This is a genomic window from Solicola gregarius (assembly GCF_025790165.1).
GTDB lineage: Bacteria > Actinomycetota > Actinomycetes > Propionibacteriales > Nocardioidaceae > Solicola > Solicola gregarius.
The window spans coordinates 1,830,301-1,852,142 of record NZ_CP094970.1 but is presented as its reverse complement, the minus strand read 5'-3'; the positions used below and the strand labels follow the sequence as shown (position 1 = coordinate 1,852,142).

Here is a 21,842-nt window from a genome sequence, read left to right as displayed (position 1 = left end):
GTCAGCGACCGATCGCGATGACCGGATCCCGACCCGGGCGCAGCCCGGCGAGGGTCTTGCGGATGAACTTGCGCGGCGCCGACACACAACCCGCGGTCGCCCCGTCGCCGTTGACGTGCAGGAAGATGCCAGAACCCCGGTGGCGAACCGGGTCTGGCCGGTTGAAGTCGATCACGATCGCCCACGCGTACTGACCGCGATAGTCGCGCAGTCGCTCCGATGAGTTGTACGCGCTGCTGGGCAGCCACCACCGGAACCCGCCGGCGGACTTGTGTCGACGCTGGTTGTAGAAGCGCGACTTGTTGTCCTGCACCCAGTAGTCGCCCTTGTGCACCCGGTGGAACGGCAGCTTGGCGCGCTTCGGCGCGCGTGCGATGCCGAAGGCACGTTTCATCGTGTACGTGCCGATCGGCGTCGTGCCGGTGCCCTGTTTGCGCTTCGGTCCGGGTACGAGACCGCCGTACCCGATATGCCCGTGCCGCGTCGTACGCACCCGCTTCCAGCCGTGACCGCGATTGCGCCATGCCGTGACGCGCGCCCGATGGCCGCGCTTGTGGTTCACGGTGACGACCTGGCGCGTGTCGTCGTCCAGCCGGACGCGCACGCCGCCGAGCTCGATGCGACGCACCTCGCGTTCGGGCTCGGTGTCGGTGCTCGCCTCGGCCGCGTCACTCGAGCGATTGGCATCGATCGGTGCCTCCGCGGCCAACGCGAGCAGAAACGTCACTCCGACGGCAGCGCCGGCGAGAGCACGAATCGACATGACACCAGGATGACGCATCGGAGAGTCACGCGTCACCCCGCATGCCCGACTCTTCCAATCCGCTTGGGCCTTTGTGCGTTGTCGGGCGGGCACCGGATGCGTGGATCAGAGGGCGGCGGCGAGCTCCGTCGCCTGCTTGATCGCCCGCTTGGCGTCGAGCTCGGCCGCGACGTCGGCGCCGCCGATCACGTGCACGGGTACGTCCGCTGCCGAAACCGGGTCGGCGAGGTCGCGTACGGACTCCTGGCCGGTGCACAAGACGACCGTGTCGACCTCGAGAACCCGCGTCTGCCCGTCGATGCCGACGTGCAGTCCGTTGTCGTCGACTCGCTCGTACGTGACTCCGGGCAGCATCTCGACTCCTGCATCGCGCAGAGCGGTGCGGTGCACCCAACCCGTCGTCTTCGCGAGACCCTTGCCGAGTGAGGTCTGCTTGCGTTGCAGCAGGTGCACGGTGCGTGCGGGCTTGACCGGCACCTTGGTGGTGAGCCCGCCGCGCTCCTTGGCCGGATCGGTCACGCCCCACCGCTCCATCCAGGCGGACATTGACTCGTGCTGCTCGTAGAGCAGGAACTCGCTCACGTCGAAGCCGACGCCGCCCGCGCCCATGACCGCGACCCGTTCGCCGGCCCTCGCCTCGCCGCGCAACAGCTGGGCGTACGTGACGACGCTCGGGTGGTCGACACCGGGGAGCTCGGGGATGCGTGGCTCGACACCGGTCGCGACGACCACGTCGTCGTACGTGCCGCCGGTCAGGTCGCCGATCGACGGCGCGGTCGCGAGGTGCAGGCGTACGCCGAGCACCTCGATGCGGCGCCGGAAGTATCGAAGTGTCTCGGCGAACTCCTCCTTGCCCGGAATCCGCATCGCGAGCCGGAACTGTCCACCGACCTGTGCGTCGGCCTCGTACAGGTCGACGGCGTGCCCACGCTCGGCCAGCGCGGTCGATGCAGCGAGCCCGGCGGGCCCTGCGCCGACGACGGCGACGCGCTTGCGCCGCGGCGCGGGTACGGGCAACAGGCGCAGCTCCGTCTCGCGCGCGGCGCGCGGGTTGACCAGGCAGCTCGCATGCTTGTTGGCGAAGACGTGGTCGAGACAGGCCTGGTTGCAGGCGATGCAGGTGTTGATCTCGTCGGCACGCCCCTGCTCGGTCTTCGCGACGAAGTCGGGGTCGGCGAGCAGCGGCCGCGCCATCGACACCAGGTCGGCCTCGCCCGCCGCGAGGATCTCCTCGGCGACGTCGGGCGTGTTGATCCGGTTCGACGCCATCACCGGAATGTCGAGCTCCGGGCGCAGACGCCCGGTCAGCCCGCTGAACGCGGCGCGGGGCACGGACGTGACGATCGTCGGCACCCGCGCCTCGTGCCAGCCGATCCCGGTGTTGACCAGCGAGGCGCCGGCGTCTTCGACCCTGTGCGCGAGTTCGACGGTCTCCTCCCATGACTGCGCGTCGTCGACGAGGTCGAGCAGCGAGATCCGGTAGATCACCATCAGCCGCGGACCCACCTCGTCGCGGATGCGGCGCACGATCTCGACCGGGAACCGCATCCGCTTCGCAGGCGTGCCGCCCCAGGCGTCGGTGCGGTCGTTGGTACGCGCCGTCACGAACTGGTTGATCAGGTAGCCCTCCGAGCCCATGATCTCGACGCCGTCGTACCCCGCATGTTGGGCCAGCTTCGCCGCGCGTACGAACGAGTCGACGGTGCGGTCGACGCCCTTCGTCGACAGCGCGCGCGGGCGGAACGGGTTGATCGGCGCCTTCTTGCTCGAGGCCGAGCGAGACAACGGGTGGTACGCGTAGCGGCCGGCGTGCAGGATCTGCAGCGCGATCTTGGCGTCGTGCTCGTGCACGGCGTCGGTGACCGTACGGTGGCGCTCGGCCTGGCGGCGCGATGCCAGCAGCGACGCCGCAGGCGACAGCCAGCCCTCCCAGGTCGGCGCGTACCCGCCGGTGATCATCAGCGCCGTGCCGCCCTTGGCGCGCTCGGCGAAGTACGCGGCGAGCTTGGGCAGGTTGTGGGCACGGTCTTCGAGACCGGTGTGCATGGAGCCCATGACCACGCGGTTGCGCAGGGTGTGCTCGCCGATCGCCAGGGGCGACAACAGGTGCTCGTACGTCATCTCTTGCTCCTCGGTTTCGGGGCGCCCAATGCGTCGAGCATCTCGTCGCACCATTCGATGTAGGTCTGCTCGGTACGGATGCCGCCGCGCAGCACGAGGTACGCGGGCAGCTCGCCGTCGGTGAGGCGTTCTGGCTCGGGGAAGTGCTTGGTGCAGTCGGCCTCGTAGTACGCCAGCCGGTCGATGTGGCGGTCGCGTTGGCGCGCGATGTCGGCGATGACGGCGCCGCGGTCGCCGAACTGCATGCCGCGTACCTTGACGGCGAAGTCGCTTCGTACGCTCTCGGTCGGCGTCGGCTCGGCCGTCCAGCGGGTCAGCTCGCCGCGGCCGTCGGCTGTGAGGGCGTAGACCTTCTTGGCCGGGCGGCCGGGCTCCTCGACCGCCGTGGCCTCCAGCCAGCCGGCCGCCTCCATGCGCGCGAGCACCTTGTAGATCTGCTGGTGCGTCGCCTTCCAGAAGAAGCCGATCGACTTGTCGAACCGGCGCGCGAGGTCGTACCCGCTCGCCGATCGCTCCGCGAGCGATACCAGGATCGCGTGGTCGAGCGCCATGACGGCATCTTGCTATGCAATGAGTTGCATAGTCAACTCGTTGCATAGATCTGCGCGTACAAATGCGCCGAGGTACGGCGTCCTGCCAATAGAGGGGTGCCCTATTGGCAGGACGCCGTACCTCGGCGGTACGTGCGCTCGCGCCGTACGCGCTCGCTGCTCGCGCTTCGCGCTCGCTGCTCGCGCTTCGCGCTCGCGCGCTAGCGCTTCTTTACGCGGAGGGTGAGCTTCTTCGTTGCTTTCTTGGCGGTTTTGCTGCCGGCGTACTTCACCTGCAGCTTGTGCTTGCCGACCTTGAGGGCCTTGCGCTTGATCGTCAGCTTCGCCTTGCCCGCCTTGCCGGCCTTGGCCTTGGCGAGGACGCGCTTGCCCTTGACGAGCCTCACGGGACCCGCCTTGGCGCCCTTGCTCTTCACCGTGACGCGGACGGTTGCGCGCTTACCGAACTTGATCGCCTTCGGTGCACGAACCTGCAGCCTGGACGACGCCTTCTTGACGGTGATCGTGACCTTGCTGGTCGACTCGCCGCTATCGTCCTTGGCGGTGTAGGTAAAGGAGTCCTTGCCGACGAAGTTCCTCTTCGGCGTGTACGTGGCCTTGCCCTTGGCTCCGATCGTCAGCTTCCCGTGCTCGGGCTTGGTGTTCGAGTTGTCCGGATTCGGGCCGGCGTTGAAGAACGTCAGCTGCGTCGAGGCCTTCGTCCGTGCGGTCGTCTTGATGCTCGCCGGCAGCGTGTCGGTCACGTACGGGAAGCCGACCGGCACGGCGTCGTTGATGACACGGTCGGCCTTCTTGACCGTGCATTTCATCGTCGTCGGGAACTTCTTCTTCCCCGCGAACAGCGTCGACTTGATGGTGAACTTCGGCGCCAGCTTGAGCGCCGCGTTCGACGGAGCATCGCCGGCGCCCGCGAAGCCGGGTACGTGCTGCTTCGGCACGACGCCGGTCGAGGTGATCGTCCACGGGTTGCCGAGTGCGGGGATCTTCTTCTTCGGTGCCGTGAGGTTCTTCAGCGCGATGCGCTCGGTGACCTTCGTGCCGCCTGCGATCGGCAGCGTGAGGTTCACCGCGGAGTTGGGTGAGCCCCCGCTCGCGTGGGTGGCCTTGATCAGGTTCACCGTTGCCGCGTGCAGCTTCTCCGGCATCGTCAGCATGACGCTGACATCCTGCTTCGGGTTGTCGGCGCCGGGCACGAGCGGCACCTCGGCCGTCGTTGCCATGCTGAACTCGATGTCGTAATCGCCGAGGTTCAAGTCGCCGCCGACGTTCACGTTGCAGGTCGAGGTGAACTCGTGCTCGATGGGCACCTCGGCGGCAGCCGCGGGTCCAGCAGCACCGACGACGGTTCCGGCGACGGCGCCCGCGACGAGCGTGCCCGACAGTGCGGTGGCGAGGCTTCTGCGCCCCGCGATTGCATACTTCATGGATTTCCCTCCTGAAGGCCCGTGGCCGGGCACGATCAGGTGCCCGGCCACGGTGTACTTCACTTCGGTCGCTACTTTCGTACGACCTTGATGGTCCGCTTGACCATGCTGGCCTTGACCGACTTGTTGCCGGCGTACTTGATGGTGAGCTTGTGCTTGCCGGGCTTGGCGAACTTCTTCAGCGTGACGGTCGCCTTGCCCTTCTTGACGGCCGCGGCGCCGAGGGTCTTCTTGCCCTCCATGACGCGGACCTTGCCGGTGGCCTTGCCCGTCGACCTGACGCTGACGTTGACCTTGGCGCGGGTCTTCTTGGCGACGACCTTCTTCGGCTTGACGTTCGCCTTGAGCTTCGACGGCGCCTTCTTGATCGCGATCGAGCCGAGTGCGCGCTTGCCATCAGCGGTGCACTGGAGCTCGTTCGGGACGGCCGTGTCGCCGAGGTAGACGATGGCGTCGATGGTGAACTTCTTCGGCATCGACAGCTTCGCCTTGGTGCCACCCTTGGCGGTTGCAGGCACCTTGAACGCGCCGACGGTGCCGGCGGTGTCGATGCTCCACTTCTCGCCGCTCGGGGGGATCGGCGCCTTGGGCGCGCTCAGCTTGTTGATCGGAACGGAGAGCGTCTTCTTGCCGACCTTGACGCCGACCTTCGCGTTCTTCGAGCCACCCTCTGCGTCGGTGCCGCCCAGGCTGAGGACCGTCTCGTGGAGCTCCTCCGAGATGTTCAGCGTGAGAGTCGTCTTCCGCTTGGGGACCTTCTGACCCGGCGCCACCGACTTCGGCACCGTGACCTTCGTGGTGACGCCCACGGGGTACGAGTCACCCGTCAGACTCAGGACGCAGTTGTAGTCGGTGTTCTTGTTGATCTTGGCGGCGTCCGCGGACGTGGTCGTCGCGGCCGTCATCGCGAGCGCGGCTCCGGCGACCAGCGCGCTCGAGGCGCCGATCGCGACGGTCCGCCGCGCGCGTACTGAAGTGCTTGGCACAGTTTCCCTCCCTCATTCTGCCCGAACACACGGGCACCTCGCGACCGTACGCGGCGATGCTTCCATGAGGAGGCGCACGCTGGCCTTGTTACCTGTTCGTGACCTTTCGTTGACGCTTCGTGTTCGGCGTACGCCAGGCGCAGGAGGGCGTGCGTCGTCGCCTCAGACTCTCGGCCGCACCCGGTAGTAGTACGTGTCGATCTCGCGAAATCCGGCCCGGCGGTACAGGCGACGGGCGCGGTCGTTGGCGCGTTCGACCTGCAGGTAGACCCACTGGGCTCCGCGGTCGATCGACGCGAGCGCGAGCGTCGACAGCACCAGGCGGCCCGCCCCTCGCCCGCGGGCGAGGGGGAGCGTCGCCATGTCGAACACCCCGGCCCAGCCGCGCTCGGCGACCGAACGACCGATCGCGATCGGCTCGTTGCGCTCGTAGACCGTGACATAGGTCGATGGGTTGCGTACGCGGCGCAACAGCCCACCGCGTGCGGCGTCGGACGGCTCGGCGTCGGAGTTCGCGACGGCGAGCCAGTCGGGCGTCGGCTCGTACGCCACATCGGCGCGCAAGCCGCGTCGAGGGCGAGGTGCTCCGACCTCGTCCGCGGCGCAGGTCTCCAACGAGACCGGCGCGGTACGCGCGTACGCCCGGACGTCGAGGAGATCGTCGAGCCCCGGCACGCAGCCCGCACACAGCTGGAACCGCGCGGGCGACTCGTACGTCCGGTAGAACCGCTCCGCCGCGTCGATCGACTCGTCGAGGCGACCGTCACTGACGTGCGCGATCACGGCATTCGCCGACATCTGCCGGGCCGTCGTGTGGCGCAGCCACCATCCGTGCGAAGCGGCGTCGACCGCCGCGGGCGTGGCGCGGGCGGCACGCTCCAGCAGCCGCGCGGTCGGCTCGTGCGGCGCCAGCCGCGAACGTGTGGCCATACCCAGTCACCCCCGAAGAGACGACACCGGTCGTCACTCAGCGTAACTGAATTCCGCCGGTCGCGCAGGGCGCCCGCTCTAGCCGGTGATCTTGATCGTGTCGAACGCGCGGTCCTTCGGGGCCTTGCACGCCATGCTCGCCTTGATCTTCGAGCCGTTGCGGCGGAAGAGGTTCGCCTTGACGCGCAGTCGCTTGGGTACGGAGACCTTGGCCTTGCCGCTCGCGTTCTTCGGCACCTTGATCGCCGCGACCTTGCCCGTTGCGTGGATGTTCCACACCGCACCGGCCTTACGCGGGATCCGACGCTTCTTCGCGTGCAAGCCCTTGACGGGTATCTGGTCGGTCTTCTTGGCAATCCGGACGTCGACATGCGCGTCGCGAGCAGAGCCGTTCGCCTTGCGTGCACGCAGGACGCTGACCGCATTGTCGCGAATTACCTCGGGCATGCGGAGGGTCACGTGCACCTTCCGCTTGCCGATCGTCGACCCGGCATCGACCGAACCGGGCAGTTTCGCGCTCATCGTCACCTTGACCTTCGCGGGATCGATCACGAAACCACCGGCCTTGATCTTGCACTGGTAGGCGTACGAGTCGGTGGTCTTGGCCGCATCGTTGGCGGCGTGTGCGGTTCCCGCAATGAGCGTGCCCGATGCGGCGAGGGCGACGCTTGTGCAGACGATGGCGGTGCGATGGCGGGGCATGATCTCTCCCATCCGGCCGGGCCGTCCGGCCACGATCGGAACCTAGACCCACGGTGGCCCACGTCACAACTATTGCAACCGAGGATTACCCTCCCGCTCTTGCTGTGCGATGGGACAGGAATACGCTGAGTGAGCCACCTCGGACAGAAAGCCGACCCGATGACCGTGACCGCTCCCGACGTCGACGCCGCGTACGACCGGATCGACCCGGTCGTCGTACGCACACCGCTGCAGTTCAGCCACCGACACGCACAGCGGCTCGGCACCGAGGTGTGGCTCAAACGCGAAGACCTCCAGGTCGTCCGGTCGTACAAGCTGCGCGGCGCGTACAACCTGCTCGCCCAGCTGGGTCCGGACGCGCGCTCGAAGGGCGTGGTGTGCGCGAGTGCCGGCAACCATGCGCAGGGCGTCGCGTACGCCTGCCAGCAGCTGCGGCTCGACGCCCGCATCTACGTCCCGCGTACGACGCCCCGGCAGAAGCGAAGCCGCATCACCGCGCTCGGTGGTCGACAGGTCGAGCTGATCGTCACCGGTGACACCTACGACGCCGCGTCGGCGCTGGCCCGTGAGGACGCGGCGACGAGCGGAGCAGCGCTGATCCCTGCCTTCGACGCTCCGGAGGTCGTCGCCGGGCAGGGCACCGTCGCCCGCGAGATCGTCGGGCAGCTCGGCGGCGCGCCCGACGTACTGCTGGTGCCCGTCGGCGGTGGTGGCCTGATCGCGGGATGCGTGACGTGGCTGGCCGAGCACCATCCGTCGACCCGCGTCGTAGGGGTCGAACCCACTGGCGCGGCGAGTATGGCCGCCGCGGTCAAGGCCGGAGAGCCGGTGACGCTCGACGAGCTCGACGGGTTCGTCGACGGAGCGGCCGTACGCCGGGTCGGCGACCTGACCGCGGAGATCGTCCGCGCCCACGCGGTCGACCTGGTCGACGTCGACCCCGGGCTGGTGTGCGAGGAGATGCTCGACATGTTCCAGACCGACGGCATCATCGCCGAGCCCGCGGGTGCGCTCGCGTCGGCGGCGATGCGTACGTGGGGCGGGCAGGCCGACGGCAGCGTCGTGAGCATCGTGTCGGGCGGAAACCACGACGTCAGCCGCTACGCCGAGGTGATCGAGCGGGCGTTGGTGTCGCAAGGCCTGAAGCACTACTGGCTCGTCGACTTCCCGCAGGAGCCGGGCGCACTGCGCGGGTTCCTCGACGACGTACTCGGGCCCGACGACGACATCACGCTGTTCGAGTACGTCAAACGGCACAACCGCGAGACCGGGCCCGCACTGGTCGGGCTGGAGCTCGGCGACGCCGCCGACCTGCCGGGGTTACTGAAGCGCCTCGACGCGTCGCCGGTACACGCGAAGAAGCTGTCGCCCGACGACCCGGTGTTCCAGTACCTTCTCTAGCTTGAGACGTCCACGGGAACCGATCCGGTGGCTGCCGACTCTTGTTCGTGATACGTCGGCACCGAGAGGGGTTGGGATGTGGGGCAGACCGCCCGCGTGGGAGAGCGAGTACATCGCGTTCTTCGACGCCCGCCAACGCGATTTCATGCGGATCGCGTACACGATCACGGGCGACTGGCCGTCGGCCGAAGACGCCACGCAGCAGGCGTTCAGCTCTCTGTACGTGTACTGGCCGCGGATCAAACCGGCCACGCTCGACGCGTACGCCCGGCGCACGTTGGTCAACAGCTGCCTGTCCGTGTTGCGCAAGCGCAAGCGGGAGACAGTCACCGAGTACGTGCCGGAGCGGGCGTACGCGGACGAACGCGATGACTGGATCGACCTGCGCCGCGCATTGTTGACGCTCGCGCCGCGTGCCAGGGCGGTCCTCACCCTGCGGTACCTCGAGGACCTGTCCGTGATGCAGGTGGCGGAGATCCTCGACGTCGCCGAGGGAACCGTCAAGAGCCAGAGCAAACGCGCACTCGACCGACTGCGTGAGCAGCTGTCGGCCGATACGAACGACCCGGTATGGGGGACACGATGAGCATCGATGACACACTGACGGAACGGATCTCGCAGCTGTCTGCGGACGTGCAGGGAGGACCGAGCCTGCAGCGCGCGCTTCAGCAGGGGCGTACGCGCCGACGTCGCCGGACGGCCGCGGCCGTCGGGTCGGGCGTCGCGACGGTGTGTGCCGTCGGCGGCGTCGCCGTCGCGGCGATCACTGGTAACGGCTTCACTGGCGGGGGCTCGGCAGAGGAGGTCGCGGCAACGTGGACGGTCGCTGCACCGCCCGAGGAGATGCCGAGCCTGATCGAAGACTCGGTACGTGACCAGCTCCCGGCCGGAGCAGAGGTGACCGGGGTGCAGATCAGTGCCTATGCCGAAGGCGACTACCCGTACGCGGCGCCGAAGCCGAAGCCGCTGCCACGCCCGGACTGGGACCGAGCCGCCAGTTGGGTGACGGCGTTCGAGCTCGGCGACGGTCAGACGATCCGGGTCGCGGTGCTGCCGCATGATCCGGAGACGGAGGAGCTGGCCGACGACTTCGAGGCCGGGTTGCGGAAGTACTGCCACGAGGCGACGCTCGCCGGTGATCTGAGCTGCGAGTACGACGAGCCCTCGAACGGGATGTACGTCACCCGCAAGGAGACCGTGCTGCGTCGGGTCGCGCACCCGTCGCCCAGCTGGGCAAAGGGAGACGTGCTGTCGGGCGTCGATCCCGCCGCGGTCAAGCATCGGGACGAGGTGTGGTTCGACCGGAGCGTCGAGGCCGCGCCCGGCAGTGCTTACAGCGTGCGCGTCGATGACGAGGTGAACGTGCCCGAGTACGAGCAGGCCGAAGCGAGGTGGCTGGACATGGACGCGCTGGAGCGGATCGCCACCGACGACGATCTGCTGGAGCAGCCCGGCTCCTGACCTCTGCTCCAGCGTCACGCCAGCTCGCGTACGCGGTCGATCGTGTCGGCCTCCTCGGCGGACTTGTCATCGCGGTAGCGCAGCACCCGCGCGAACCGCAGCGCGAGTCCGCCGGGGTAGCGGGTCGAGCGCTGCAGGCCGTCGAACGCGATCTCGACCACCTGCTCGGGGCGTACGTACACGATGTGGCGGTCGCGGGACTCCTCCAACTCGAGGAACCGCTCGGTCTGCCAGGTGAGCATCTCGTCGGTCATGCCCTTGAATGTCTTGCCCAGCATGACGAATCCGCCGTCGGCGTCGCGGGCTCCGAGGTGGATGTTGGACAGCCAGCCCTGCCGCCGGCCATTGCCCCATTCGACCGCGAGTACGACCAGGTCGAGGGTGTGCCGTGGCTTGACCTTGACCCACCCCGCACCGCGGCGGCCGGCTTCGTACGGTGCGTCGAGCGTCTTGACCACGACACCCTCCTGGCCCTGATCGACCATGTCGGTGAAGAACGCTTCAGCGGCGCGGGCATCATCGGTGATCAGCCGGGGTACGAGCAGGTCGTCGGGAAGCGCATCCGTGAGAATCTCGATGCGCTCGCCCAGGGGCCGGTCGATGAGGTCTTCGTCGAGGTGCAGGCAGTCGAAGAAGAACGGCGCCAGGGTCACCGCCGACTCCCCGTGGGTCGCCGTACGCGAGGCGGTGTCCTGGAACGGCCGCGGACGGCCGTCGTCGTCCAGCGCGATCACCTCGCCGTCGAGGATCAGCGCGTCGTACGGCAGCATGGCGATCCGCTCGGCGACGCCGGCCAGTCGGTCGGTGATGTCGTCGAGGCTGCGGGTGTACAAGGACACCTCGCCGTCTCGCTTGTGCGCCTGGATGCGGATGCCGTCGAGCTTCACGTCGACGGCCGCGCGCGCACCGATCTTGTCGAACGCCGCGGGCACGTCCGGCGCCGATGACGCGAGCATCGGGCGTACGGGCGTGCCGACGGTCAACGTGAACGCCTCGACGGCTTCGCGATCGCGGGTGAGCGCCGCGACCGCGACCGGCGCGGTGGCTCCGGCGAGCATCGCCGCTCGGCGTACCGACGTCGCGGGTACGCCGCTCGCGTCGGCGATCGCGTCGAGCATCACCGCGTCGAGGGCGCCCTGGCGCAGCTCGCCGACGATCAGCGAGCGCAGGAACGCCTGCTCGTCGGCCGTCGCGCGGGCGAACAGCGCAGCGGCGGCGTCTGCCCGGGTCGATGCTGAACCGGAGCCGGCGAGCTGCGAGATGCGCTCGAGCGCGGCGTCGACCTCGCCGATCTCGAGGCTCGGCTCGGCTGCCGGTGCGGGTAGTTCGCCGAGGCTGCGCCAACCCAAGCCCGTACGGCGCTGCGGCAGCGCACCGGCGAGGTACGCGACGACCAGCTCGACGTTGTCGGGCGGGGTTGCACGCAGCAGGGCGGCGATCGCCTCTCGCTTGGCCAGCCGGGAGCGGGTCGCCGCGACCGTCCGCGACACCTCGACGACGTCGTTGAGTCTCACCGCACCATTGTCGCCGGACGTGCCGACAGGGCCACCGCATGCCGCGAGGGCCAACTCGATCGCCCGCAGCTCTGATATCTGATGAACGCCCGCCAATGGCTTGTCACCAGGGCGCGCGAGTCCCGTCCCACGACCAGAGCCCACCGGTGGGCCCGTCGTCGGGCAGAAGGGCCAGCCGGATCGCGCCGGCCGCGGCCTCGGCCGGGTCTCCTGCACGTCCGGTCATGTTCGGAAGTAGGTTCGTGGCGCGGGCGCCCGGCGCGAGCGCGTTGACCTTGAATCGGTCACCGAGCGACTGCGCAGCCAGCAGAGTGACCGCATTCACTGCGGTCTTCGACGATCGGTAGGCGATGCCGCCACCTTGCACCCGAGCCCAGTCGAACTGCGGGTTCGGGCCACTGTTCCAGGCGAGGGATCCGGTGCCGCTGGAGACGTTGACGATGCGTGGATGCTCGGAACGCCGGAGAGCGGGGGCGAAGGCTTTGGTGACCGCGAAGAGGCCGAAGACGTTGGTCTCGTACGCGCGACGGAACTGATCGATATCGGTGCGCTCGAGGTCCTCTCGGCCCGGGTTGATGCCGGCATTGTTCATCAAGATGTCGAGCGACTCGATCCGTCGCGCCGCAGCGGCAACGGACTCCTGGTCGGTGACGTCGAGCTGAACGGCGCGGGCGCCGTCGCCAAGCGTCGCGGCCGCGGCCTCGCCTCGATCCAGGTTCCTGGCCCCGAGCCATACGGTGATGCCGCGGTCGCACAGCCCTCGGGCGATCTCGTATCCGATTCCGCTGTTCGCCCCGGTCACGAGGGCGACGGAGTCGGGACGCACCTCGCCGTCCGGCAACGCAGTGGGGTCGTCGCTCATGGTGGAGACTCCTTCGTGCCATACTGGATCCAAAGCGGAGGTTCCTCCGCTACGGTCGAATCTAGCACGAAACGGAGACGTCTCCAGTTTGTTGTCCGACCAGCCCTCACCGGCGCCGCGTCCGCGCGCGGACGCCGCACGGAACCGCGCCAAGATCCTCGCGGCCGCCAGCGAGGCCTTCGCCGCCGGCGACGGTGATGTGACCTTCGATTCGCTCGCGCGCCGCGCCGGCGTCGGTGTCGGCACGCTTTACCGCAACTTCTCGAACCGTCAGGCGCTGGTCGAGGCGGTGTACCGGTCGGAGCTCGACGACGTGGTCGCGCACGCCGACGCCCTGCTCAGTTCGTACCCCGCGGATGTCGCCCTGAGGCGCTGGGTCGATCGATACGCCACCTTCGTCGCCACCAAGCACGGGATGGCACAGGCGTTTCGGGAGGCCGTCGCCACCGGGGCGATCGCCGCGACGGAGACCCGCAAACGGATCCGCGGAACGGTGGAACACTTCCTCGCCGCAGGGGTAGAGGCGGGCACGCTCCGTGACGACGTCGACGGCGACGACGCCACAACGGCCCTCCTCAGCGCCGTCCTCGGGACCGCCGGGTTCGCGGCGAACGACGCTCAGCGCGCCCGCGTGCTCGACATCGTCGTGGACGGCCTCAAGGCCAGGTGACCCTCACCGGCGCGGTCGTCTGCACCTGCCGCACGGGCGCGGGCGCACCTGACGGGACGTTCCGCAGCGACGCGGAGGGCCACAGAATACGATTTCGTCCATGAACACCCCCGCACGTACCGCGACCTTCGCCGCCCTGCTCCTCGCCGGCGTCGTCGCCTGCGCTCCAGAGGACGACAGCAGCGACGACACACAGAGCAAGGAGCCCGCGAAGCTCAGCGAGTGCACGCCCGACCAGCTCGACCTGTACGAATCCGGCACGCTGACCGTCGCGACCGACACACCCGCGTACGACCCGTGGTTCAGCGACGATGATCCGAGCAACGGCAAGGGGTACGAGAGCGCGGTCACGTACGCGATCGCCGACCGGCTCGGCTTCGACAAGTCCGAGGTGACGTGGACGTCGGTGCCGTTCAACACCAGCTACCAGCCGGGTGAGAAGAAGTTCGACTTCGACATCAACCAGGTGTCCATCACCGAGAAGCGCGCGCAGGCCGTGACGTTCTCCGAGCCGTACTACGCCGCCGCGCAGGCGGTGATCACGATGGACGACTCCGAGTACGCCGACATCATCAGCCTCGACGAACTCAAAGACGCGAAGGTCGGCGCGCAGGTGGGCACCACCTCGCTGGAGGCGATCGACCAGATCGGCCCCGACCAGGAGCCCGCGATCTACGACGACACCAACCAGGCGACGAAGGCGCTGGAGGCCGGCCAGATCGACGCGCTCATCGCCGACCTGCCGTCCGGCTACTACATCACCGCGGCGGTACTTGATGGGAGCAAGCTGGTCGGGCAGTTCCAGCCGGAGACCGGCGAGACCGAGGAGTTCGGGCTGCTGTTCGAGAAGGGCAATTCGCTCGTCTCGTGCGTGAACGCCGCGATCGACGATCTGAAGAGCGACGGCACCCTCGCCGAGCTCGAGAAGAAGTGGCTATCGGAGACGACGAAGGTGCCTGAGCTTTCGTGAGCGAGGAGGCAGCCGACCCCTGGGTCGTCAGCGACCGGCAACAGGAGCGGATCCGCTTCCGTCGTCGGCGCACCCTGAATCGAGCGGCCATCGCGACGATCTCGACGGTCGTCGTGATCATGCTCATCGGGTACGCCGTCGTCAGCGCGCCCGGCTGGGACCGCGTGCACGAGGTGTACTTCAACTGGTCGGACGTCAAGCGCACGTTCCCCGACATCGGCGAGGCGTTCGTCCTCAACATCAAGCTGTTCATGGTCACCGAGGTCGCCGTGCTTGTGCTGGCGCTCGTGGTCGCGATCGTGCGGGTGCTCCCGTCGCCCGCGCTCGCACCGGTGAAGCTGATCGCGATCGTCTACACCGATGTGTTCCGCGGAACGCCGACGCTTCTGGTCGTCATCCTGGTCGGGTTCGGCATGCCGGCGCTGCAGTTGCAGGGGACTCCGGCGAGTCCGTTCTGGCTCGGCGTGATCGCCTTGACGCTGAGCTACGGCGCGTACGTCGCGGAGGTGATCCGCGCGGGAATCCAGTCGGTGCACCCGAGCCAGTGGGCGAGCGCACGGTCGCTGGGCATGTCGTACCTCACGACGCTGCGGCGGGTGATCCTGCCGCAGGCGCTACGCCGGGTGGGTCCGCCGCTGCTGAACGACTTCGTGTCGCTGCAGAAGGACACGGCGCTCGTCTCCGTGATCGGGCTGGTCGAGGCGCTGCGGCGTGCACAGGAGTACTCCAGCCGCGACTTCATCTTCACCCCGATCGTGGTGGCGGCGGGATTCTTCATCGTCGCCACGATCCCGCTGGCCCGGCTCACCGACTGGTTGTCGCTGCGGGCGAGCCGGCGCGAGGGGGCGGGCGCATGACTCTGCTGCGCGTCGAGGGACTCCGCAAGCGCTACGGCGACACCGATGTGCTCCGCGGCATCGACCTGAGCGTCGACGCCCACGACGTGGTGTGCGTCATCGGCTCGTCCGGGTCGGGCAAGTCGACCCTGTTGCGCTGCATCAATCTGCTCGAGGTCGTCGACGACGGCGCAGTGTGGCTCGAGGATCGCGAGATCACCGACCCACGCGTCGATGCCGACGAGGTACGCCGCCACCTCGGCATGGTGTTCCAGTCGTACAACCTGTTTCCGCATCTGAGCGTGCTCGACAACGTCACGCTCGGCCCGCGGTTCGTCGTGGGTACGAAGCGCGGCGAGGCGGAGGCCCAGGCGCATGAGCTGCTCCGGCGCTTCAGCCTCGAGGACAAGGCGGATGCGTACCCCGACCGGTTGTCGGGTGGTCAGCAGCAGCGCGTCGCCGTCGTACGCGCGCTCGCGATGGACCCGCACGTGCTGCTGCTGGACGAGATCACCTCGGCGCTCGACCCCGAGCTGGTCGGCGAGGTGCTCGAGATCATCCGCGATCTAGCGACCCAGGGGATGACGATCGTGATGGCGACGCACGAGATGGCGTTCGCACGCGACGTCGCCGACCGGGTGGTGTTCCTCGACGGCGGGCGTGTCGAGGAGTCGGGTACGCCGGCGCAGGTGTTCGAGTCGCCGAGCAGCGCGCGTACGGCGGAGTTCCTGCGCCGCTTCCTCGCGACCTGACGCGCGAGCCCAAACCCGCCCCCTGAGCCGGACGTTCGAGTGGAGACACGCCGGCGTGTCGCGCGCAAACGTCCGGCTCACTGGGTTTGGGCCGGTGGGCGATCACGCGTCGAGCTTCGCCACGAGCTCGTCGAGTCGCTCGTACCCTTCGTTGACGCCTACCTCCATACCCGACTCCGCCATGCCGTCGCGCGCCTCGACGGACGGGAACACCGAATGCGCACGTACGCGCGTACGCCCGTCGCCGAGGTCCTCGAAGGTTGCGGTCTCGATGGCGACCAGGCCGGGTGCGCCGTCGAACTCGAAGGTCTGGATGATCCGCTCGTCCTTGTCGACCGAGTGGAACACGCCGCGGAAGCCGTACGTATTGCCTTCGTCGTCGGTGTTCACGTAGCGGTAGCTGCCGCCCTGGCGTGCATCGAACTCCTCGACCTTCATCGACAGGCTGCGTGGGCCGAGCCACTGCTCGACCAGGTCGGGTTCGGTGTACGCGCGGAACACCGTTGCCGGCGCCGCGTCGACTACCCGCTCGATGTCGATGAACGGGGTGCCGGGCTCGGTGGTGATGGTGGTGGGGTTGGTGCTCATTGTTCTTCCTCTTTCATGGTGGTGAGCAGTTTGTCGAGGCGGCGGAACTGCCGCTCGGCGTTGAGCCGGTGTTCGTCGATCCACCCGGTCAGCGCCTCGAGCGCCGCCGGATCGAGATGGCAGGGCCGGCGCTGGCCGTCCCGCGTACGAGTGATGAGGCCCGCGCCCTCGAGCACCGAGATGTGCCGCGAGATCGCCTGCTTGGTGATGTCGAACGGCTCGGCGAGCTCGTTGACCGTCGCCGGTCCGCGAGACAGTCGCGCGATGAGCGCCCGGCGTACGGGGTCGGCCAGGGCCATGAACGCCCGGTCCAGGTGCTCCTCGTTCCGCTTCATGATCAACCTAACTCTTTATCAACTGATCGGTTGATCAAAGCGTAGGTTGACTCTCCGCGCATGTCAAGCGGTCGTTGTGCGATCGGTGGAATAGGTATCCATCAATCCCACACCGACCGCTCCGGGGAATCCATCAATCCCGCATAGACCGCTCCGGGGCGGGAGCAGTCAGTGCGAGCGGAGAACCCGATCGGCCAACCAGGCAAGGTCGTCGGCGGAGCGGGCCGGTGACTTGTTCGGCTGCATCACCTGGCTGAGCACGGTGCGTACGACGAGGTCGACGAGTGCGTCGAGACGGTCGGCATCGAGCGGAATCTCGTACGTACGCATCCGCCGCGCGACGACCTCCTTGGCGGTCGCGAGCAGTGAGCCCGAATGCGTTGTGAGCAACGGAAGCAACTCGGTACTAGCCCCGTGCGTGGCCGACACGATCGCCTGCAGCAGTCGGTTGTCCAGGGCGAGGTCGAGCACGCCGTACGCGGCCGCGCGGATCGCGTCGACCAGGTCGTGCGGACTCACCTCGAATGCTTCCTCGACGACACCGAGGAAGCGTTGCAGTTCGGTCAGGACCATCGCCTCGGCCAGCGCGTCCTTGGCGCCGATCTCGTTGTAGACCGTCTGTCTGCTGACGCCGACCTCGCTGGCGAGCCGTGCCATCGTGACGTCCGACCAACCCGACTCGGTCGTGATGCGTGCGGCCGCCGCGATGATGCGCCCCCGATGCGTCTGCGGTGCGGCTCGCGGCCGTGCAACCGTCATGACACGAACCTACGGCACGCGAGCGCCGCGACCGCGCCTGGATCCGCGTCATCTGGCGCTGCTGGCAAGACCACACCCCCTACAACCCCCAACTCCACGGAGGCGCGATGCAACTCCAAGCCGCCTAAGGTTGACCTAGGGAATCTCATCGCTCGACGTCCGCTCGGGTCAGGACCACGAAGTCGACCTTCTCGCGTACGCCGCAGTCGGGGCACGCCCACGAGTCGGGAACATCGGCCCACGGCGTACCCGCTGGGAACCCCTCACGCGGTGCACCGATCCGCTCGTCGTAGACGTACCCGCAACCAGGGCACCGCCCGCCCGCCGCCCGTTCCTGTCCGGGCGCCCCGACCGCCTCGGAATGCGTCGGCACGGCCGACCCGGACGTACCCGTGTCCGGCGTCGGCGACGAGTACCGGTGCAGCACCCTCGCCCGCTTGCGCGGGCTGATGTTCGCGCGGCTCATATCGCCGCCGAAGTGGCGGAGCACCCGCGGGTCCATGACCCGGCGCCACACCGCCGGTACGACGGCCAGGATGATCATGCCGGCGTACCCGGTGGGCAATACGGGCGACTCCTCGAAGTCCCTCAGCGCCTGGTACCGACGCGTCGGGTTCGCGTGATGGTCGCTGTGCCGTTGCAGGTGGTAGAGCAAAACGTTGGTCGCGATGTTGTTGGAGTTCCAGCTGTGTGACGGGTCGACGCGTTCGTACCGTTCGTGCTTGCCGACGCCGACCCGCTGCCGCAGCATGCCGTAGTGCTCCATGTAGTTGATCACCTCGAGCAGGGAGAATCCGACCACCGCCTGGATGACGAGGTACGGCAGGATGCCGGCGCCGAGCCAGACCAGCATCGCGGCCCACAGCGCCGCCGACATCAGCCACGCGTTGAGCACGTCGTTGCCGACGCGGAAGGGATGCTTGCTCCGGCGGGCGTATCTGCGCTGCTCCAGTCGCCACGCGTTCATCATCGACCCGGCGACGGTACGCGGCCAGTACTGGTAGAAGTTCTCGCCGATGCGCGCGCTGGCCGGGTCCTCCGGCGTCGCCACGCGTACGTGGTGCCCACGGTTGTGCTCGATGTAGAAGTGCCCGTAGAAGCTCTGTGCAAGCGCGATCTTGGACAGCCAGCGCTCGTGGCTCTCCTTCTTGTGTCCGAGTTCGTGCGCGGTGTTGATGCCGATTCCCCCGATGCAGCCGATCGAGATCGCGAGTCCGATCTTGTCGACCACCGAGAGGTCGCCGTGCGCGATGACCCAGAATGCGGTGCCGAATCCGGCGTACTGGACCGGGAGGAAGACGTACGTGATCCAGCGGTAGTACCTGTCCTTCTCCAGCGCCTCGATCACGTCGTCGGGTGGGTTGGACCGGTCGAGGCCGGTGAGCAGGTCGATCGCGGGCACGATCACGAAGATCACGATCGGGCCGATCCAGAACCACAAGCCCCAACCGGTCAAGGCATACATGCCGAGTGCCACGAAGGCGAGCGACGGCACGACGAGGCCGATCAACCAGAGGTAGCGCTTCTTGTCCCGCCACTGATCGGTCGAGCCGTCGGGGATGGTGCCGGTCTCGTCGATCATCATGACTCCCGCCTGAGGTTTACAAAACCGTAGCGTTTGTACAACCGGTCGACAAGAGATGGTGGTTTGTAAAGTGCGCGCTCGCACTCCACCGTGCTGACGGCACTCAGTCCCAGAAGCAGCTCCAGGCCGGAGGCGGGTTGGACAGGTCTCCGCCGCTCCACGTACGCGCGCACCATTCCTGCAGCCCGTCGGGGTTGAACGCCGTCGGCGTGTTCGTCGCGCAGGCGGTCGTCATTCCGCATTCGGACGTGGCCTCATGCACGAGCTGCCCGTCCTGGTAGAGCGAGACCGTGATCAGCTTGGCTTCGGCCGGATCGCAGTTGACGCCGCCGCCTGCGTAGATCTCCGGCTTCCCGTCGACGACGTCGGCAAGTGCCCAGAGGGAGCACCCGTACGCCGAATCCGTGCCGGAGTCGACCGGCACGCTGGCCGTCGATGGCGCGCCGGACATGACGGCGATCGTCGCGATGGCCGTTGCGCATGCTGCACCGGCCGAGATGAGTGGTCGTCTCATGATGTCTCCTTGCCGATCAGTGGAGCAGGGTGTTGGTCCACACCGTGACATTGCCGGGCATGCCGCTCTGCCACTCCGCGCGAACCTCGGTCTGCCAGGTCTGGGCCCCGGGTGCATCGTCGTACGCGCGCACGTAGGCGTCACACGCGTACGACGACGGTCGCTCGCAGACGGCCGAGTCCATCGGGACACCATCGCGGTAAAGGGTGACCCAGAGGCGTTGGAACTGGGCCGGGGAGACACAGTTCATCCACCCGCCGCCGGAGACGTCGTTGGTCCGGTCGACGACGTCGGTGATCCCGCCGGCCGAGCAGTAGTCGTTCGCGGCCATCGCCTCCGGCTCCACCGCGTCGGCACTCGAGGTCCCAGACGCCAGGCACGCCGCTGCTGCCGCCATCGTCACCGTCGCGGCCACCACGCGCCGCCACGATCTCTGTGTTTGCCTCATCCTCGCCCCGTCTCGTCGGCCGGTAGGTGTCTTGCCCAGCCACGGGACCATGGCACCCACCGGGGCAGGAACTGCGACGACACAGGGAACGCCGAGCTGCGGCCCCGACCGATCATGCGGCGGCGGGCTCGAGCCTCCGCAGTACGTTGCGCGCGGCGACCCGTCCGGCGCGGTTGGCGCCGATGGTGCTCGCCGAGGGGCCGTATCCGACGAGCTGGATGCGCGGGTCGCGCACGGCCTCGGTGCCGTCGAGGGCGATCCCGCCGGTCGGCTCGCGCAGGTGCAGTGGCGCGAGATGTGCGACGTCAGGACGAAAGCCCGTCGCCCAGAGCACCGCGTCGAAGCGCTCCGGACGACCGTCCGGCCAGACCGCGCCGTCGGTGGTGAGCCGGGCGAACATCGGCAGCCGTTCGTACACGCCGGCCGCGGCCGCGTCCTTCTCCTGCTCGCGAAGCATCAGCCCGGTGACGCTGACGACGCTCTGCGGTGGCAGCCCCTGGCGTACGCGCTCCTCGACCAATGCGACGGCGGCACGGCCGTCCTCCGGTCCGAACGGCCCGTCGCGCCAGACGGGTGGACGGCGCGTGGCCCAGGTCGTCTCGGCGTACGGCGCGAGCTCGGCAAGGATCTGCACCGCGGACGCTCCGCCGCCGACGACCAGTACGCGCTGTCCGGCGAACTCCCCCGGGCCGTCGTACTCGACGGTGTGCAGCTGGCGTCCGCGGAACTCGTCGGCGCCGGGGTAGTGCGGGACGAACGGCTGACCCCACGTGCCGGTGGCGTTGACGATCGCCCGGGCGACCCAGTTGCCGACGTCGGTGTGGACGGTCAGCGCGGCGCCGGGTCCGTCGGTGACCCGACCGACCCGCACGGGCCGCAGCACCGGAAGTGCGAGCGAGCGTTCGTAGTCCGCGAAGTATGCAGGCACGGCCCGGTTGGCGCGATCGGCGTCGGAGGGATGCGGCGCGTCGGTGCCCGGCAGCGCGGCGACGCCGTGCACATCGCGCATCGTCAGCGAACGCCAGCGATGCTGCCAGGCGCCGCCCGGATGCGCGTTGGCGTCGAGTACGACGAAGCCTTCGTACGGCTCGAGCCCACGACGCCGCAGGTGGTACGCCGCGGAGAGTCCGGCCTGCCCAGCGCCGATCACCACGACGTCAGCCGTACGCGAACTCTCCATATCGGCGTCAACGCAATGGCGGGGCCGAACCGTCCATGATCCGCGGTGAGCCACGCCATAGGTCGTGCCGGCGTGCGAGTCATGTCGTTCTGACACGCGTCACCGGTGGGCGTACGGTCAGGAGATGGCCGGCCCAGAGAACATCCAGGTCAAGCGCGTGTACGACGACGCGACCGTCTCCGACGGCACGAGGGTGCTGGTCGATCGCCTCTGGCCGCGCGGGGTGAGCAAGGACGAGGCCGGTTTCGACTCCTGGAACAAGGAGGTTGCACCGTCGCCGGAGCTTCGCATGTGGTACGGCCACGATCCTGCGCGCTTCGAGGACTTCGCCGCCCGATATCGGGCGGAGCTCGCGAGCGCCGACGACGCGATCGAGGGCCTGCTCGTGGAGGTGAGCGGCGATACGCTCACCCTGCTCACGGCCACGAAGGATGTCGACCACAGTCACGCGGTCGTTCTCGCCGACATACTCCGCAACCGGGGTTGAACG

Annotated in this window: 24 protein-coding genes; 8 read left to right on the top strand and 16 right to left on the bottom strand. The window is 68.2% G+C overall.

All coding sequences use genetic code 11. From position 1 onward, the window contains the following. Nucleotide 1: 1 nt before the first annotated feature. The 7 genes from L0C25_RS09130 to L0C25_RS09100 form a co-directional block, all read right to left on the bottom strand. Nucleotides 2-763, bottom strand: a complete 762-nt coding sequence (locus L0C25_RS09130) for a L,D-transpeptidase family protein (protein WP_271636170.1) — start codon at nucleotides 761-763, stop codon at nucleotides 2-4. Between the two features lie 105 nt (nucleotides 764-868). Next, nucleotides 869-2,884: an NADPH-dependent 2,4-dienoyl-CoA reductase gene (locus L0C25_RS09125; RefSeq protein WP_271636169.1), complete on the bottom strand. Its 2,016-nt coding sequence runs from the start codon at nucleotides 2,882-2,884 to the stop codon at nucleotides 869-871. Then, entirely contained in the window at nucleotides 2,881-3,435 is a 555-nt protein-coding gene (locus L0C25_RS09120; RefSeq protein WP_271636168.1) for a PadR family transcriptional regulator, read from the bottom strand. The genes L0C25_RS09125 and L0C25_RS09120 overlap by 4 nt, the downstream gene beginning before the upstream one ends. Before the next feature lie 200 nt (nucleotides 3,436-3,635). Then, the gene (locus L0C25_RS09115) at nucleotides 3,636-4,859 is read right to left on the bottom strand and encodes an Ig-like domain-containing protein (protein ID WP_271636167.1); all 1,224 of its coding nucleotides are present in this window, start codon (nucleotides 4,857-4,859) and stop codon (nucleotides 3,636-3,638) included. A 71-nt stretch (nucleotides 4,860-4,930) separates the two neighbouring features. Further along, nucleotides 4,931-5,845 (bottom strand): Ig-like domain-containing protein, encoded by a 915-nt coding sequence (locus L0C25_RS09110; RefSeq protein ID WP_271636166.1) that lies wholly within the window; start codon nucleotides 5,843-5,845, stop codon nucleotides 4,931-4,933. Between the two features lie 162 nt (nucleotides 5,846-6,007). Beyond that, on the bottom strand, nucleotides 6,008-6,775 hold the full coding sequence (locus L0C25_RS09105) for a GNAT family N-acetyltransferase (protein ID WP_271636165.1): 768 nt from the start codon (nucleotides 6,773-6,775) through the stop codon (nucleotides 6,008-6,010). 78 nt (nucleotides 6,776-6,853) lie between these two features. After that, nucleotides 6,854-7,477 carry a DUF6801 domain-containing protein gene (locus L0C25_RS09100; RefSeq protein ID WP_271636164.1) on the bottom strand — a complete coding sequence of 208 codons (624 nt, stop codon included), beginning with the start codon at nucleotides 7,475-7,477 and terminating at the stop codon, nucleotides 6,854-6,856. 129 nt (nucleotides 7,478-7,606) lie between these two features. Between L0C25_RS09100 and ilvA the strand changes: the two genes are divergently transcribed. From ilvA to L0C25_RS09085, 3 genes are all read left to right on the top strand, one after another. Next, nucleotides 7,607-8,878 carry a threonine ammonia-lyase IlvA gene (gene ilvA, locus L0C25_RS09095; RefSeq protein WP_271636162.1) on the top strand — a complete coding sequence of 424 codons (1,272 nt, stop codon included), beginning with the start codon at nucleotides 7,607-7,609 and terminating at the stop codon, nucleotides 8,876-8,878. Nucleotides 8,879-8,954: 76 nt separating this feature from the next. Further along, nucleotides 8,955-9,464 (top strand): sigma-70 family RNA polymerase sigma factor, encoded by a 510-nt coding sequence (locus L0C25_RS09090; RefSeq protein ID WP_271636160.1) that lies wholly within the window; start codon nucleotides 8,955-8,957, stop codon nucleotides 9,462-9,464. Further along, nucleotides 9,461-10,339, top strand: a complete 879-nt coding sequence (locus tag L0C25_RS09085) for a hypothetical protein (protein WP_271636159.1) — start codon at nucleotides 9,461-9,463, stop codon at nucleotides 10,337-10,339. The genes L0C25_RS09090 and L0C25_RS09085 overlap by 4 nt, the downstream gene beginning before the upstream one ends. Nucleotides 10,340-10,353: 14 nt before the next feature. Here the strand turns inward: L0C25_RS09085 and L0C25_RS09080 are convergent, their stop codons facing one another. Both L0C25_RS09080 and L0C25_RS09075 read right to left on the bottom strand, forming a co-directional pair. Beyond that, nucleotides 10,354-11,853, bottom strand: a complete 1,500-nt coding sequence (locus L0C25_RS09080; protein ID WP_271636158.1) for an ATP-dependent DNA ligase — start codon at nucleotides 11,851-11,853, stop codon at nucleotides 10,354-10,356. A 103-nt stretch (nucleotides 11,854-11,956) separates the two neighbouring features. After that, complete coding sequence (locus L0C25_RS09075; protein ID WP_271636157.1) at nucleotides 11,957-12,715, bottom strand: SDR family NAD(P)-dependent oxidoreductase; 759 nt, start codon at nucleotides 12,713-12,715, stop codon at nucleotides 11,957-11,959. 91 nt (nucleotides 12,716-12,806) lie between these two features. Between L0C25_RS09075 and L0C25_RS09070 the strand changes: the two genes are divergently transcribed. The 4 genes from L0C25_RS09070 (at nucleotide 12,807) to L0C25_RS09055 (ending at nucleotide 15,943) form a co-directional block, all read left to right on the top strand. Beyond that, nucleotides 12,807-13,385, top strand: a complete 579-nt coding sequence (locus tag L0C25_RS09070; protein ID WP_271636156.1) for a TetR/AcrR family transcriptional regulator — start codon at nucleotides 12,807-12,809, stop codon at nucleotides 13,383-13,385. A 100-nt stretch (nucleotides 13,386-13,485) separates the two neighbouring features. After that, on the top strand, nucleotides 13,486-14,355 hold the full coding sequence (locus L0C25_RS09065) for an ABC transporter substrate-binding protein (protein WP_271636155.1): 870 nt from the start codon (nucleotides 13,486-13,488) through the stop codon (nucleotides 14,353-14,355). Then, the gene (locus L0C25_RS09060) at nucleotides 14,352-15,212 is read left to right on the top strand and encodes an amino acid ABC transporter permease (protein ID WP_271636154.1); all 861 of its coding nucleotides are present in this window, start codon (nucleotides 14,352-14,354) and stop codon (nucleotides 15,210-15,212) included. Before L0C25_RS09065 ends, L0C25_RS09060 begins: the two co-directional genes overlap by 4 nt. Beyond that, the gene (locus tag L0C25_RS09055; protein WP_271636153.1) at nucleotides 15,209-15,943 is read left to right on the top strand and encodes an amino acid ABC transporter ATP-binding protein; all 735 of its coding nucleotides are present in this window, start codon (nucleotides 15,209-15,211) and stop codon (nucleotides 15,941-15,943) included. The genes L0C25_RS09060 and L0C25_RS09055 overlap by 4 nt, the downstream gene beginning before the upstream one ends. A gap of 102 nt (nucleotides 15,944-16,045) precedes the next feature. Here the strand turns inward: L0C25_RS09055 and L0C25_RS09050 are convergent, their stop codons facing one another. The 7 genes from L0C25_RS09050 to L0C25_RS09020 form a co-directional block, all read right to left on the bottom strand. After that, a complete protein-coding gene (locus L0C25_RS09050) occupies nucleotides 16,046-16,531 on the bottom strand; it encodes an SRPBCC family protein (RefSeq protein ID WP_271636152.1) in 486 nt (161 codons plus the stop codon). Next, nucleotides 16,528-16,866, bottom strand: coding sequence for an ArsR/SmtB family transcription factor (locus L0C25_RS09045; RefSeq protein WP_271636151.1), 339 nt, complete (start codon nucleotides 16,864-16,866; stop codon nucleotides 16,528-16,530). The genes L0C25_RS09050 and L0C25_RS09045 overlap by 4 nt, the downstream gene beginning before the upstream one ends. A gap of 168 nt (nucleotides 16,867-17,034) precedes the next feature. Then, nucleotides 17,035-17,625 carry a TetR/AcrR family transcriptional regulator gene (locus L0C25_RS09040; protein WP_271636150.1) on the bottom strand — a complete coding sequence of 197 codons (591 nt, stop codon included), beginning with the start codon at nucleotides 17,623-17,625 and terminating at the stop codon, nucleotides 17,035-17,037. 145 nt (nucleotides 17,626-17,770) lie between these two features. Further along, nucleotides 17,771-19,210: a fatty acid desaturase gene (locus tag L0C25_RS09035; RefSeq protein WP_271636149.1), complete on the bottom strand. Its 1,440-nt coding sequence runs from the start codon at nucleotides 19,208-19,210 to the stop codon at nucleotides 17,771-17,773. A 103-nt stretch (nucleotides 19,211-19,313) separates the two neighbouring features. Then, a complete protein-coding gene (locus L0C25_RS09030; protein ID WP_271636147.1) occupies nucleotides 19,314-19,724 on the bottom strand; it encodes a hypothetical protein in 411 nt (136 codons plus the stop codon). Nucleotides 19,725-19,740: 16 nt separating this feature from the next. After that, entirely contained in the window at nucleotides 19,741-20,172 is a 432-nt protein-coding gene (locus L0C25_RS09025) for a hypothetical protein (RefSeq protein WP_271636145.1), read from the bottom strand. Nucleotides 20,173-20,284: 112 nt separating this feature from the next. Then, nucleotides 20,285-21,352, bottom strand: coding sequence for an FAD-dependent oxidoreductase (locus L0C25_RS09020; protein ID WP_271636143.1), 1,068 nt, complete (start codon nucleotides 21,350-21,352; stop codon nucleotides 20,285-20,287). A 124-nt stretch (nucleotides 21,353-21,476) separates the two neighbouring features. Between L0C25_RS09020 and L0C25_RS09015 the strand changes: the two genes are divergently transcribed. Continuing rightward, nucleotides 21,477-21,839 (top strand): DUF488 domain-containing protein, encoded by a 363-nt coding sequence (locus L0C25_RS09015; RefSeq protein WP_271636142.1) that lies wholly within the window; start codon nucleotides 21,477-21,479, stop codon nucleotides 21,837-21,839. Nucleotides 21,840-21,842 lie beyond the last annotated feature (3 nt).